The following is a 13,312-nucleotide window of genomic DNA, read 5'->3' as shown; positions in this document are numbered from 1 at the left end:
ACCCTGTTGACACCCGGCCCCCTCACCACTTCCCTGCGCACCCGCCAGGCCATGCTGGTGGACTGGGGCTCCTGGGACGAGGATTTCAACCGCATTACCCACCGCGTTTGCGAACAACTGTTGGCCATCGCCAGCGCCAACGCCACCCATCACTGCGTACCGCTGCAAGGCAGCGGCACGTTCGCGGTAGAAGCGGCCATCGGTACCCTGGTACCCCGCGCAGGTAAGGTGCTGGTGCTGATCAATGGCGCCTACGGCCGCCGCATCGCCAACATCTGCCGGGTACTCGGGCGCACCTGCCTGCCGTTCGAAACCGCCGAAGACCAGGCTGTGAGCGCCGCGCAGGTCGATCGGCTGCTCACTGAGCACGCCGATGTCACCCATGTGGTTCTGGTTCACTGCGAAACCAGCACCGGCATCCGCAACCCGCTGGAGCTGATCGCACAGGTGGTGAGCAGGCATGGCAAGCGCCTGATCATCGATGCCATGAGCTCGTTCGGCGCCATCCCGATAGACGCCAGCAGCACACCCTTCGAAGCGCTGATCGCCGCCTCGGGAAAATGCCTGGAGGGGGTGCCCGGCATGGCGTTCGTGCTCGCCCAGAAGCACGCCCTGGCGGCGGCGGCAGGCAATGCCCACTCGCTGGCGCTGGACCTCTGCGACCAGCAGGCCTACATGGCCAGCACCGGCCAATGGCGCTTCACACCGCCCACCCACGTGGTAGCTGCCCTGCACGAAGCCCTGCAGCAATATGCCGAGCAAGGCGGCCTGCCCGCACGGGCGCGCCGCTACGCCGAAAACTGCGAATGCCTGCTGCAAGGCATGGCTGAGCTGGGGCTACGCCGCTTTTTGCCAGCCGAAGTCCAGGCACCGATCATCGTCACCTTCCATGCGCCGCGCGATGCCCGCTATCGCTTCAAGGACTTCTACGAAGGGGTCAAGGCCAAGGGCTTCATTCTCTACCCAGGCAAGCTGACCGAGGTGGACACCTTCCGCGTCGGCTGCATCGGCGCGGTAGCGCGGGACCGCATGCAGGCAGCAGTGAACGCCGTGGCAGAGGTACTTCGCGACCTGCACATCCGGCACATCTGACCCCCCCATCGACTATCTGGAACCAGCACCCATGAACTACAGCAACCCTGCGCAATTACAAGCCGCCATCCTCGACTGGGCCGGCACGGTAGTCGACTTCGGTTCTTTTGCACCTACCCAGATTTTCGTCGAGGCCTTCGCCGAATTCGGCGTCAGCCTTACCCTCGAAGAAGCCCGCGGCCCGATGGGCATGGGCAAATGGGACCACATCCGCACGTTGTGCAATGTGCCAACCATCGCCTCACGGTATCACCAGGCCTTTGGCCGGCTGCCTACTGATGAAGACGTCACGGCCATCTACCAACGCTTCATGCCCCTGCAGATCGACAAGATCGCACTGCACTCGGCGTTGGTTCCCGGCGCACTGCACACGCTAAAGCGCCTGCGCGCGAACGGCCTCAAAATCGGCTCATGCTCTGGCTACCCCAAGCGCGTGATGGACAGGGTGGTCGCGCTGGCTGCCAACAGCGGTTACGTGGCCGACCACGTGGTAGCCACGGATGAAACACCCAACGGCCGCCCCTGGCCGGCCCAGGCGCTGGCCAACGTGATCGCGCTGGGCATCGAGGACGTTGCAGCGTGCGTCAAGGTCGACGACACGCTGCCGGGTATTCTGGAGGGGCGGCGTGCCGGCATGTGGACCGTCGCCCTGATGTGCTCAGGCAACGCCCTGGGCCTGACCTGGGAGGGCTACCAGGCACTGACCGGCGAACAACTGCAGCACCAGCGCATGCGCATCGCGGCCCTGTTCGAAGGGGCGCAACCCCACTACCTGGTCGATACGCTCAACGGGCTGCCGGCCGTGGTGAATGACATCAACCGCCGCCTGGCTGCCGGCGAAATGCCCCAGACGGCGCAGGCCAATGCCCTGCTCGGCAGCCTGGGGTGAAGGCTACTGGGGCAACTGCACCTGCGGCTTGTTGGACACGAAAATCGCCCAGCTGGAGATGAACAGCGCCGCGATCAATGGCCCGATCACGAAGCCGTTGAGCCCGAACACCGACAGCCCACCCAGGGTAGAAACCAGTATCAGGTAGTCTGGCATGCGCGTGTCCTTGCCAACCAGAATCGGCCGCAACAGGTTGTCCACCAGGCCGATCACCAATACGCCGAAGGCGGTCAATATCACCCCCTGAAGGATCGCACCGGTCATCAGGAAGTAGATCGCCACCGGGCCCCAGACGATGCCCGCGCCCACGGCAGGCAGCAACGACAGGAACGCCATCATCACCGCCCACACCAGCGCACTGGGAATACCCAGTACCCAGAAAATGAAGCCCCCCAGCGCGCCCTGAGTGATCGCTACCAGTACGTTGCCCTTGACCGTGGCACGCACCACACGCTTGAACTTCAGTTGCAGGCGGCGCTTCTGGTGCTCAGGCAGCGGCACCGCCATGCGTACGCGCCGGGCCACCTCGGCGCCTTCGCGCAGGAAGAAGAACAGCAGGTACATCATGATGCCAAAGCCGACCACGAAATCGAACGTGCCCTGGCCGAAGCTGAACGCCTGGCTGGCGAGAATCTGGCTGCCCTCCGAGGCCCAGGTGGTGATCTTGTCGCGCAGGGCCCCCAGGTTGCCCATGCCCATGTTGTCCAGGCCCGTCTGGGCGAAGGCCGGCAGCATCTCCTTGCCCCGCGCCACGTACCCGGCAATGTCCAGCTGCCCGCTCTGGATACGCTGGTACAGCGACGCGCCTTCCTGCACCAGCAGGCCGCTGGTGACGATAACCGGCAGTACCGCCACCAGCAGGCAGATCAGCGTGGTCACGCCTGCGGCCACGTTGCGCCGTCGCCCAAAGCGGATCAACAGGTTGCGCTGCAAAGGCGCAAACAGGATGCCGAGAATCACCGCCCAGAAGATGGCGCCGTAATAGGGCAGCAAGATCCACACGAAGGCGATGGTCACCAGCGCCAGGAGCACTGCCAGGGCTTTGTTCTGCAAAGCGGTTTCGTTCATTTCCGGTCCTCGGAGGGTTACTGGCATATTAGTGCGCGCGGCACCGCCAAAAGTGCCGTTGTTCACTTGATTCAGATCAATAACCTACCCCGTGCCAGGCGCTAGCATCCGCGCCCTTTACCCGGTGCGCCCATGACCCCCACTGCCAAGCCCGAACTGCTGGCCCCAGCCGGTACCCTCAAGACCATGCGCTATGCGTTCGCCTACGGCGCCGACGCGGTCTACGCGGGCCAGCCACGCTACAGCTTGCGGGTGCGCAACAACGAATTCGACCACGCCAACCTCGCCCTGGGCATCCAGGAGGCCCATGACTTGGGCAAGCGCTTCTACGTCGTGGTCAACATCGCCCCGCACAACGCCAAGCTCAAGACCTTCCTCAAGGACCTGGCGCCGGTGATTGCCATGGCCCCCGATGCACTGATCATGTCCGACCCCGGCTTGATCATGCTGGTGCGCCAGCATTTCCCGCACATGCCGGTGCACCTGTCGGTGCAGGCCAACACCGTCAACTGGGCCAGCGTGCAGTTCTGGCAGTCGCTGGGGCTTACCCGGGTGATCCTCTCGCGGGAGCTCTCGCTCGAAGAAATCGCCGAGATCCGCCAGCAGGTGCCCGACATGGAGCTGGAGGTGTTCGTGCATGGCGCCCTGTGCATGGCCTATTCCGGCCGGTGCCTGCTGTCTGGCTACCTGAACAAGCGCGATGCCAACCAGGGCACCTGCACCAACGCCTGCCGCTGGCAGTACGACGTGAAACCCGCCAGCGAAAACGCGACCGGCGACATCGTGCGCGAGGTGCAGCCCACGCTGGGCCTGGGCGCGCCCACCGACCAGGTGTTCCTGCTGCAGGAGAGCAACCGCCCGGGCACCGAAATGCCAGCGTTCGAAGACGAGCATGGCACCTACATCATGAACGCCAAGGACCTGCGTGCCATCCAGCATGTCGAGCGCCTAGCCGGCATGGGCGTGCACTCGCTGAAGATCGAGGGCCGCACCAAGTCGCACTTCTACTGCGCCCGTGCGGTGCAGTCCTACCGCAAGGCCATTGATGACGCCGTGAACGGGCGCCCCTTCGACCGCGCGTTGATGGGAAACCTTGAATCGCTGGCGCAGCGCGGTTACACCGAGGGCTTCCTGCGCCGCCACGTGCACGATGAATACCAGAACTACCAGCGCGGCAACTCGGTGTCCGACCGCCAGCAGTTCGTGGGCGAGCTGACCGGGCAGCGCATCGACGGCCTGGCCGAAGTCAAGGTCAAGAACCGCTTTGCCGTGGGTGATCATCTGGAGCTGATGACGCCGCGCGGCAACTATCACTTCGACCTGCACCAGCTGTGCAATCGCCAGCAGCAGGCCATTGCAGTGGCGCCGGGTGACGGCCACGTGGTGTACCTGCCGATTCCGGAACAGGTCGCGATCGAGCACGGCCTGCTGATGCGGGACCTTGCCGATGACGAAGCTGCCAGCTGACAAAGCTGTAATGAATGCGTCAGCAGGCTGACAGGCGCTGCGGGCGAACATGCATCGCAAGCTGCCCCGCCACCGCGCCTGCGCTATGCTGCCGGCCCGGTCGGCGGTATTTCGCCCGCATCACTCAAGGAGCTTTGATCATGCTGCGCAAACACCTGCTCACGCTGGGCCTGCTGGCCGCCTCCGGCATCGCCCAGGCCGCCGACACCGTCGATGTCTACCGCGACCCGAACTGTGGCTGCTGCAAGGCCTGGATCAGCCACCTGCAGGAAAACGGCTTCACCGTGAATGACCACGTTGAACCGAACATGAGCGCAGTGAAACAGCGCCTCGGTGTGGCGCCACGCCTGGCCTCGTGCCACACCGGCGTGATCAACGGCAAGTTCGTCGAAGGCCATGTGCCCGCCGAGCAGGTGCGCCTGCTGGCCGGGCGCAGTGACCTCAAGGGGGTTGCAGTGCCGGGCATGCCTGTCGGGTCACCCGGCATGGAAATGGGTGAGCGCAAGGACGCCTATGAGGTGATCGGGGTCACCCAGCAAGGCGAGGACACCGTGGTCGCCCGCTACTGATGTTCAGCCTGTGGGCGCTGTTTCTCAGCGCCTTTGGCGCCGCCACCCTGCTGCCGCTGCAGTCGGAGGCCGTGCTGGTCGGCTTGCTGCTGCGCCAGCCCGAAGCCTGGGTAACCCTGCTGCTGGTCGCCACCTTGGGCAATGTGTTGGGTTCGGTGGTGAACTGGCTGCTGGGGCGCGCCATCGAGCGCCTGCGCGACAAGCGCTGGTTCCCCTTCAGCCCCGCGCAATTGGCGCGTGCGCAGCGCCGCTACCAGCGTTGGGGGCCCTGGTCGTTGCTGCTCAGCTGGGTGCCGGTGATCGGCGACCCGCTCACATTGATTGCCGGGATCATGGGTGAACCGCTGTGGCGCTTCCTGCTGCTGGTCACACTGGCCAAGGCCGGCCGCTACGCCGTGCTGGTCATGCTCACCCTGGGCTGGTTTCACGCTTGGTAACACCTTCTCGACTACGCCGTGTCCAACGGCTGGTACAGTCGCCGTTTCCTACGTGATCTGACATGGAGTGCCACATGCTGCGCGCAACCGCCCTGGCCCTGACCTGCCTGGCCGGCAGTTCGGCCATTGCCGCTGAATCGCCCACCTACGGTGCCCAGCTCGAAGGGTTCACCTACCCTCACCCGCTCAAGCACTTTGAATTCGAATCCCAGCGCCAGGTGCTGCAGATGGGGTACATGGACGTACCCGCGCAAGGCCAGGCCAATGGCCTCAGCGTCGTGCTGATGCACGGCAAGAACTTCTGCGCCGCCACCTGGGAAACCACCATCGATGCCCTGAGCAAGGCAGGCTACCGGGTGATCGCGCCCGACCAGGTCGGCTTCTGTACCTCCAGCAAGCCCGCGCACTACCAGTACAGCTTCCAGCAACTGGCCGACAACACCCATGCATTGCTGCAGCACCTCGGCATCCAGCAGAGCGCCGTGCTTGGCCACTCCACCGGCGGCATGCTCGCCACCCGCTACGCGCTGATGTACCCACAGCAGGTCACACGCCTGGCCATGGTCAACCCCATCGGCCTCGAAGACTGGAAAGCCCTGGGGGTGCCTTATCGCACGGTAGACCAGTGGTATGCCCGCGAACTCAAGCTGGACGCAGCAGGCGTGCGCGACTATGAGCGCAAGACCTACTATGCCGGGCGCTGGAAGCCGCAGTACGAGCGCTGGGTGCAAATGCTGGTGGGGCTCAACCAGGGGCCCGGGCATGAAGCGGTGGCATGGAACTCGGCGCTGATCTACGACATGATCTTCACCCAGCCGGTGTATCACGAGTTCAAGCACCTGCAGATGCCGACGCTGCTGCTGATCGGTGACAAGGACACCACGGCCATAGGCAGCGATATCGCGCCAGCGGACGTGAAGGCGAAGCTGGGCAAGTACGACGTGCTCGGCCCGCAGGTCGCCAAGCTGATTCCCCAAGGGGAGCTGATCACCTTCGAAGGCATGGGGCATGCACCTCAGATCGAGGAACCTGTCCGCTTCAACCGCACCCTGATCGACTGGCTGGGGCGCTGAACACCCCGCCTGGCGTCGTCAGGCGAAACGTTGCAGCTGCATTTCCTTCAGCCGGCTGAGGGTACGCTGGTACGGGAACGCCAGGTAGCCCTCGGTGTACAACTGGTCGAGCGGCACCTGTGCCTCCAGGTACAGGGCCACTCGGCGGTCGTAGCATTCGTCGACCAGGGCTATGAAGCGGCGCACCGCATCGTCCTTGGGCGACAGCGCCGGCAACTCCCGCTCACCCGCCGCTACCCGCGCAGCACCGTCTTCGGTACCGCGGGCAATACGGCCGGCCTGCTGCTGCCCACCCAGGGCGGGAATACCCGAGAGCAAAATGGCCGTGAACCCATCGCACAGGGCCATGAACTCGCCGGTCGCGAACGGCTGTTCGCACAGGTTGGCAAATGGGCACCAGATCACGTGCTGGCTGCGACGCAGCACCTGCAACTGCCTGCTGCCCATGGCCAAAGGTTGATCGGTACCGGGGTCGCCCGGGCTGAGCTGGCTGAACAGGACCGCAAACTGGCTGACCTGCCCGGCAGGCACCACCCAATAGCGCTGCCGCTGCGCCCCCGGATGCAAGCGGTGATCCTGCTCGCCCGACACCGGCAACACGTGCATGTGCCGCTCGATTGCCTTGATGGCCGGCAAGAACCGCTCGCGGTTGAAACCGTCTCGGTAGAGCTGGTCGGGCGGCTGGTTGGAGGTAGCGATAATCACCACGCCGCGGTCGAACAACACCTGGAACAAACGCCCCAAGATGATCGCATCGGCAATGTCATTGACGAACAATTCATCGAAGCACAGCACGCGGATATCGCCGGCCAGCTCGGCCGCCAGCGCGAGCAGAGGGTCTGGGGTGCCGTTGAGCTGGAACAGGCGCTGGTGCACCCAGGCCATGAAGTGGTGAAAGTGCTGGCGCCGGCTGGGCACCTGCAGGCAGCGGTGAAACTGGTCCATCAGCCAGGTCTTGCCACGCCCCACCGGCCCCCACAGGTACAGCCCATCGGGAACGCGGCCGCGTTCGATCATCTCAAAGCAGGCCTGCAGGGCCTGGACGGCGCGGGCCTGGGCGGGGTCGGCAACAAAGCCCTGGGTGCTCAGGGCTTGCTGGTAAAGGGTTTGAGGGTCGTTGGCCATGGCGCATTGTACACGCCCGCGTGCCCGATGCCGGCCAACGCCAACGGGTCAATTGTCGCGGGCCAGCCCCACTTTCAACAGCGCACCGTCCTTGGCGTCGGTCAGCACATACAGGTAGCCGTCCGGGCCAACGCGCACGTCACGGATGCGCGCCTCCAGGTCGCCCAGCAAACGCTCTTCGTGTACCACCTTGTCCCCGTCCAGCTGGAGGCGGATCAGCTCCTCGGTGGCCAGGGCGCCAATGAACAGGTTGTGGTCCCAGGCGGTGAACACGGGGCTGTCGTAGAACGCCATGCCACTGACGCCCGGGGATTTCTCCCACACATGGTGGGGGTCGACCATGCCGTCCACATGTTTGCCCTTGGCTTCCGGAATCGGCAGCATCGAATAGTTGATGCCGTGGGTCGCGATCGGCCAGCCGTAGTTCTTGCCCGCCGCAGGAATATTGATTTCATCCCCCCCACGCGGGCCGTGTTCGTTAGTCCACAGCTTGCCCGTCCACGGGTTCAGGGCTGCGCCCTGCTGGTTGCGGTGGCCATAGGACCAGATCTCGGGGCGCACGTTTTTCTGGCCAACAAAGGGGTTGTCCTTCGGCACCTCGCCGTCCGGCAAAATGCGCACAATCTTGCCTTGCAGCTTGTCCAGGTCCTGGGCGGTGGGGCGCTGGTTGTTTTCGCCCAGGGCAATGAACAGATAACCGTCGCGGTCGAACACCAGGCGCGAGCCAAAGTGGTTGCCCTCGGACAGCTTCGGCTGCTGGCGGAAGATAACAGTGAAATTTTCCAGGCGGGCGCGGTCCTCGGACAGTTGCCCACGGCCCACCGCCGTACCCCCCTTGCCGTCATCGCCTTGTTCGGCGTACGACAGGTACAGGGTGCGGTCCTTGGCGAACGTGGGTGACAGCACCACATCCAGCAGGCCACCCTGGCCCTCGGTCCAGACCTTCGGTACCCCGCTGATCGCCGGCCCCACCTTGCCTTCGGCGCTGATGACCCGCAGGTTGCCCATGCGCTCGGTCACCAACAGGTCCTTGCCGCCCGGCAAAAATGCCAGCGCCCACGGGTTGCGCAGGCCATCGGCGACGGTGTCTACGGTCAGCGTGCCTTCTTCACTTTTGAACGTCTGCTGCGCGGCGGCGTGGGCCAGCAGCGGAGACAGTGCAGCGGCGGTGAGGGTGACTAGCCAGGTTGCTCGGGACATGCGGGGTTCCTTAGGGCAAGTGCTTGGTATAGGGCTCAAGGCGCGCGCGGGTTGTCGCGCGGGGGCCGCGTAGGTTCGAGGTTGGGGGCTTGCTGCTGGCGGCGCAGGTTGTCGCCGTTACCGATCCCGCGGTTGTCCAGTGTGGGCGGGCGTGGTGTGGGCTGCGTGGAAGGGCCACGTACCGCAGGCGTTGCCGGAACGCTGCCCTGGCGGCTGTTGGGGTTGGCGCGCTGGATGGGGCTGTTGTAGGGGTTGTTGCTGCCTGCGACAGGCTGCAGCCCGGGTTGTGGGGCTGCCTGCACCGGCAGGCAAAGGGCTGCACCCAGCAATAGCATGGCAAATTGGGGTTTCATGCTCCACCTCCTGTACGAAAACGCTGCGCCTGGGGGTTTGATAGCCTACGGCGCAAAGGGTTCGGGTCAAAAGGCTGAATGCGGGCGGAGATGATTCCTGATGTTTCTGGGGGTTGGTTCTGGCGGGCGCCGCTTTTGCGGCGCATCGCGAGCTGGCGCTCGCTCCTACGAAAGCAGGAACGGGCGCCGGCTCGGAGCGGGCGCCAGGTTGCAAGGCACCGCGAAGGTGGGTGCTTAGTACGCCAGGCTCCAGGTCAAGGTGTACGTCCGCCCGCGCCCCTGGTAGTCATACAGGTATGCCGGCCCGTAGGTAGGCGAATAGAACAACGCAGCCCGCTGCCCCCACACCGTGCTGTACTGTTTGTTCAGCAGGTTCTGAATACCGGCGCTGAATGTGCCAAAGCCTGTGTCCTGGCTGCCCAGCAGGTCGAAGGTGGTGTAGCCGTCGATCGTGTGCCCGGCATCGTCCTTCAGGCTGAACGCCCGGTTGGCCTGCAGCCGTGCGCTGCGGCCATCGTCTTTCCAGCCGACGAACGCCGTGGCCTTGGACAGCGAGGCATAGCGAGCGTCACGCTTGATCCAGCCGCCACCGGCCGCCTCTTCTTCGGAACGGGTCAGGTGCAAGGTGCCACCCGCCTCCCAGCCGCTCTGGAAATGACGGGTAAGCGCGCCCTCGAAACCAAAATCACGGCTCTTCTGGGCCTCCACGTCAATGGTCAGCGTTTGCGAATCGACGTTGATGATCTTGTCCGACCAGATGTAGTACAGCGCCGCCTGCGCATCCCATTGCAGGTCCGCGTAGCGCCAGCCCAGCTCCACCTGGCGGCTCTTGATACCTGCCAGGGGGTTGTCACCCACGCTCAGGCCAGGCTTGCCGTAATACTTGGCCGGGTCCGGCAGGTCGAAACCCTCGCCGTAGTTGGTCCACAGCTGGTGGCCGTTCTTGAAGTCGTAGATGGCCCCGAGGTTGTACAGGTTGACCTGGTAATCGTTACTGCCCCCCGGCACCCCCTTGAAGTCGCCTACATCCACGTCCATCTGCTGACGCCGCGCGCCGCCGGAGAACGTGAGGTTGTCTGTGGCATGCCAGTCCAGCTGCCCGTAGAACGACACGCCGTCCACCCGGTAGCTGGGGTAGCGTGCCGCCTTGCCGGCCTTGTCCAGGTCCAGGCCACCGGTGGCGGACGAGGTGCGGGCGTCAAATGTGGTCTGGTCGGCGTTGAACCGCTCGCGGTCAACGTCCACGCCATAGGTGAGTTTCAACGTGTCCCACTGTTTGGCGAACAGCCCCTTCAGGCTGGTGACCTCGAAGTTCTGCTGTGACCCGGCAAAATACACCCCACGTGAACCGGTCGGCGCACCGCGGTTGTAGTAAGGGAACGGGTAGAAATTGTCGGCTTCCTTGCGGTAGGACGCTTGCAGGTAGAAGTCCTGGCCCAGCACGTCGCTGTGGTGGTAGTTGGCGTTGAGCAACAGGCGCCGGGTGCGCGGGTTGAGCTCTGACGAATAGCCGCTGCGCAGTTCGGCGTCCTCCAGGTCCGACGGTGCGTTGTACTTGAGGTTGGGGAACCAGATGCCGGTGCTGCCGTGGTTGCCCGAATCGTAGTACTGCGCCAGCAGGTCCAGGCTTTGCTGGTCGTTGAACTGCATACCCACGGTACCCAGCAGGTCCAGGGTGCGGTTGTACTGCAGGTCGGTCTGGGTGTTGTCGATGAAAATCTGGTCGCCCGCACCGTCGTAGAACGCTTCGTTCTGCTCCCCGGACACACCCAGCCGTGCGTTGTAGCGGTCGTTGCCGCCGCTGACCGACTGGGCGAAGCGGGTGGCGAGGTCGTCGCTGTTGTTGAAACCGCTGCTGGCGCCAAGCTGGGTTTCGAAGCGCGCCGGCCCGGGCTCGCCCTTCTTGGTCACGATGTTGATGATGCCGCCGGTGGCGCCGCCCCCGTAGATGGCGCTGGCGCCGGACAGCACTTCCACACGCTGGACGTTGAAGGGCGAAATGCTGTCGAACTGGCGCGACAGCCCACGGGAGCTGTTCTGGCTGACCCCATCGATCATCACCAGCACGTTGCGCCCGCGCATGTTCTGGCCGTAGTTGGTCCGCCCTTCCGGGGCCAGGTCCAGGCCGGGGACCAGCTTGCCGATGGCCTCCTTGAGGCTTACGCCACTGTCGATCTGCTCGCGCAGCTGCTGCTGGTCAACCACCCAGACGGTACCTGGGATTTCGGCGATGGCGGTGCTGGTGCGCGACGCCACGCTGACCTCGATGGGCTTGAGGCTCACAGCCTGCGGCGGGGCATCAGCCTTGCGCAAGGTGATGGTGCCGGCATCGGTGAACTGCCAGCGCAGGCCACTGCCTGCCAGCAGCACTTGCAGCGCCTGCTCCACACCGTACTGCCCCTGCAGGGCGGTACCAGTACGGCCAGCGACGTCGGCCGTGGTGTACAGCAGGTGCACGCCCGCTTGGTCGGCAAAGGCCGTCAGGGCCTGGTCCAGGGGCTGGGCGGGTACGTTCAGCTGCACCTGTGTGGCCTGCAGGGGCGCAGGCTGCGCAGCGCTGGCAGCCTGTGGCTGCAGCGGGCCGACCAGCAAAGCCACAGCGCTGCAGGACATCAGGGCATGATGGAGGTAACCGCCGCGGCGGTTGATGGGCATGGGCTTCAAATGCACGATTGAGCTTCCAGGCAAGTCGTCAATGGGAAGAGGTTGCTGATCAGTCCCACTACGACGATCTGGCCTGGAAGAACTTGCAGTCCCCATTGAAAGTATTGTTCAGTTAGCCCGCACAGGCGGCTTAACGCACTACCGCCAACCATGGCAGGTAGGTGACTGTCAGGCCGTAGCGCTGTTCCAGGGTGCGCAGCAACGCCTGAGGGTCATCGAGGTCGAACACCCCGCTGACCTCCATGGCCGCCAACTGGTTGTTGGAAAGCACGATGCGGCCATGGCGGTAACGCTCCAGCTCTTCCAGCACCTGGCCCAGCGGCCTGCCATTGAAGATCAGCTTGCCCCGTTGCCAAGCCATTTGCGTGCTGGCATCACTGGCGACTGCCACAGGCTGCCCCCCGACCTGTGCCGTGCCTTGTGCCAGGACCACACCGCCATCGCGGCGCACACTGAAGCGTGCGGCGTCGCCGCGCACCGGCTGCGTCGCCGTTTCGACCACGAAAGGCCGCGACCCGGGCGCAGTCTCGAACAGCGCCTCGCCTGCCACCAGCACCACGCGCCGCTCGTGCTCGTCAAAGGCCACGTCAAGGGCGCTGGCGCTGTTCAATGTTACCCGCGTGCCATCGGCCAAGGTGATGACCCGGCGCTCACCTACGCCCGTGTGGTAGTCGGCCAGCAGCGCGGGCGCCTGCTGCCAAACCACCAGCGCTGTCACCAGCGCGGCCACGGATGCAGCCACGCCGGCCTGCTTCAACCAGCCCCGACAGTGGCGCAGGGCATGCCCGATGTACTTGGCCACCATGCTTTCGGACACCCCCAGACGCTGGGCTACCTGCCTTTGCGTCAGCCCTTCCACCCGGTTCAACAGCAGTGCCTGACGCGCGTTGGCCGGCAGTTGCAACAGCGCCTGGTCAAGAATCTGCAAGCGTTCATGGGCCAGCAACGCCGCTTCCGGCGGGGGTGCCTGGCAGGCCACGTCCACAACGCCCTCACCTTCATCGTGGCACGCTGCGATCCGCCGCTCCCGCCGCAAGGCATCGATCGCCAGGTTGCCCGCCACCCGAAAGATGAAGCTGCGCGCATGCAACACCGGAACCGCCTGGGCGTCGATTTTAACCAGCTTCAGGTAGGTTTCCTGAGCCACATCCGCAGCACGCTGGCGGTCGCTCATGCGCCGGGTCAGAAACCGCAGCAGGTCGTCATAGTGCTCCTGGAAGCTCGCCAGCAAGCCCGGCGCGGGGGAGGTCAGCATGGGTTCGGCCACTGCACGTTAGGAGGAATTATCGGGCGTTAATGAGAAACAGTATCTTTCATCTACGCTGTCACTTTCAACGCCGACGCGCATTTGCCACACTGCCTGCACTCCCCAGGC

12 protein-coding genes are annotated in these 13,312 nt (G+C 64.6%); 6 read left to right on the top strand and 6 right to left on the bottom strand.

Translation table 11 applies throughout. From position 1 onward, the window contains the following. The first annotated feature begins 3 nt into the window (after positions 1-3). A complete protein-coding gene (locus IAE38_RS19865) occupies positions 4-1,092 on the top strand; it encodes a 2-aminoethylphosphonate--pyruvate transaminase (RefSeq protein ID WP_236404217.1) in 1,089 nt (362 codons plus the stop codon). A gap of 31 nt (positions 1,093-1,123) precedes the next feature. Then, complete coding sequence (phnX, locus tag IAE38_RS19860; protein WP_201164462.1) at positions 1,124-1,981, top strand: phosphonoacetaldehyde hydrolase; 858 nt, start codon at positions 1,124-1,126, stop codon at positions 1,979-1,981. A 3-nt stretch (positions 1,982-1,984) separates the two neighbouring features. On the opposite strand, the gene IAE38_RS19855 is transcribed toward phnX, so the two are convergent. Then, positions 1,985-3,049, bottom strand: coding sequence for an AI-2E family transporter (locus IAE38_RS19855; protein WP_028632564.1), 1,065 nt, complete (start codon positions 3,047-3,049; stop codon positions 1,985-1,987). A gap of 132 nt (positions 3,050-3,181) precedes the next feature. Between IAE38_RS19855 and trhP the strand changes: the two genes are divergently transcribed. The 4 genes from trhP to IAE38_RS19835 all read left to right on the top strand — a co-directional run bounded on the left by trhP (position 3,182) and on the right by IAE38_RS19835 (position 6,595). After that, positions 3,182-4,516, top strand: coding sequence for a prephenate-dependent tRNA uridine(34) hydroxylase TrhP (trhP, locus tag IAE38_RS19850; protein ID WP_201218874.1), 1,335 nt, complete (start codon positions 3,182-3,184; stop codon positions 4,514-4,516). A 140-nt stretch (positions 4,517-4,656) separates the two neighbouring features. Then, entirely contained in the window at positions 4,657-5,085 is a 429-nt protein-coding gene (locus IAE38_RS19845) for a DUF411 domain-containing protein (RefSeq protein WP_028632562.1), read from the top strand. Then, complete coding sequence (locus IAE38_RS19840) at positions 5,085-5,522, top strand: YqaA family protein (RefSeq protein WP_028632561.1); 438 nt, start codon at positions 5,085-5,087, stop codon at positions 5,520-5,522. The genes IAE38_RS19845 and IAE38_RS19840 overlap by 1 nt, the downstream gene beginning before the upstream one ends. 74 nt (positions 5,523-5,596) lie before the next feature. Next, entirely contained in the window at positions 5,597-6,595 is a 999-nt protein-coding gene (locus IAE38_RS19835) for an alpha/beta fold hydrolase (protein WP_201218872.1), read from the top strand. 18 nt (positions 6,596-6,613) lie between these two features. Here IAE38_RS19835 and zapE read toward each other — a convergent pair whose 3' ends face one another. The 5 genes from zapE to IAE38_RS19810 form a co-directional block, all read right to left on the bottom strand. Next, a complete protein-coding gene (gene zapE / locus IAE38_RS19830) occupies positions 6,614-7,720 on the bottom strand; it encodes a cell division protein ZapE (RefSeq protein ID WP_201218870.1) in 1,107 nt (368 codons plus the stop codon). A 48-nt stretch (positions 7,721-7,768) separates the two neighbouring features. Further along, the gene (locus tag IAE38_RS19825) at positions 7,769-8,920 is read right to left on the bottom strand and encodes a PQQ-dependent sugar dehydrogenase (protein ID WP_201218868.1); all 1,152 of its coding nucleotides are present in this window, start codon (positions 8,918-8,920) and stop codon (positions 7,769-7,771) included. Between the two features lie 35 nt (positions 8,921-8,955). Next, a complete protein-coding gene (locus IAE38_RS19820; RefSeq protein WP_028632557.1) occupies positions 8,956-9,273 on the bottom strand; it encodes a hypothetical protein in 318 nt (105 codons plus the stop codon). Positions 9,274-9,507: 234 nt separating this feature from the next. Beyond that, positions 9,508-11,928, bottom strand: a complete 2,421-nt coding sequence (locus tag IAE38_RS19815) for a TonB-dependent siderophore receptor (protein ID WP_201218878.1) — start codon at positions 11,926-11,928, stop codon at positions 9,508-9,510. Positions 11,929-12,067: 139 nt separating this feature from the next. Further along, entirely contained in the window at positions 12,068-13,192 is a 1,125-nt protein-coding gene (locus IAE38_RS19810) for a sigma-70 family RNA polymerase sigma factor (protein WP_201218866.1), read from the bottom strand. Between the last annotated feature and the right edge of the window lie 120 nt (positions 13,193-13,312).

The organism is Pseudomonas sp. S32 (assembly GCF_016648095.1).
GTDB classification, from domain to species: Bacteria; Pseudomonadota; Gammaproteobacteria; order Pseudomonadales; family Pseudomonadaceae; genus Aquipseudomonas; species Aquipseudomonas parafulva.
This window is presented reverse-complemented; position numbering and strand designations above follow the sequence as displayed.

What these genes read in the sequence shown, in the direction of transcription:
- IAE38_RS19835 (WP_201218872.1), top strand. Translation starts at nt 5,597, where the DNA reads ATGCTGCGCGCAACCGCCCTGGCCCTGACCTGCCTGGCCGGCAGTTCG.
- phnX (WP_201164462.1), top strand. Translation starts at nt 1,124, where the DNA reads ATGAACTACAGCAACCCTGCGCAATTACAAGCCGCCATCCTCGACTGG.
- IAE38_RS19825 (WP_201218868.1), bottom strand. Translation starts at nt 8,920, where the DNA reads ATGTCCCGAGCAACCTGGCTAGTCACCCTCACCGCCGCTGCACTGTCT.
- zapE (WP_201218870.1), bottom strand. Translation starts at nt 7,720, where the DNA reads ATGGCCAACGACCCTCAAACCCTTTACCAGCAAGCCCTGAGCACCCAG.
- trhP (WP_201218874.1), top strand. Translation starts at nt 3,182, where the DNA reads ATGACCCCCACTGCCAAGCCCGAACTGCTGGCCCCAGCCGGTACCCTC.
- IAE38_RS19820 (WP_028632557.1), bottom strand. Translation starts at nt 9,273, where the DNA reads ATGAAACCCCAATTTGCCATGCTATTGCTGGGTGCAGCCCTTTGCCTG.
- IAE38_RS19840 (WP_028632561.1), top strand. Translation starts at nt 5,085, where the DNA reads ATGTTCAGCCTGTGGGCGCTGTTTCTCAGCGCCTTTGGCGCCGCCACC.
- IAE38_RS19815 (WP_201218878.1), bottom strand. Translation starts at nt 11,928, where the DNA reads ATGCCCATCAACCGCCGCGGCGGTTACCTCCATCATGCCCTGATGTCC.
- IAE38_RS19855 (WP_028632564.1), bottom strand. Translation starts at nt 3,049, where the DNA reads ATGAACGAAACCGCTTTGCAGAACAAAGCCCTGGCAGTGCTCCTGGCG.
- IAE38_RS19810 (WP_201218866.1), bottom strand. Translation starts at nt 13,192, where the DNA reads ATGCTGACCTCCCCCGCGCCGGGCTTGCTGGCGAGCTTCCAGGAGCAC.
- IAE38_RS19845 (WP_028632562.1), top strand. Translation starts at nt 4,657, where the DNA reads ATGCTGCGCAAACACCTGCTCACGCTGGGCCTGCTGGCCGCCTCCGGC.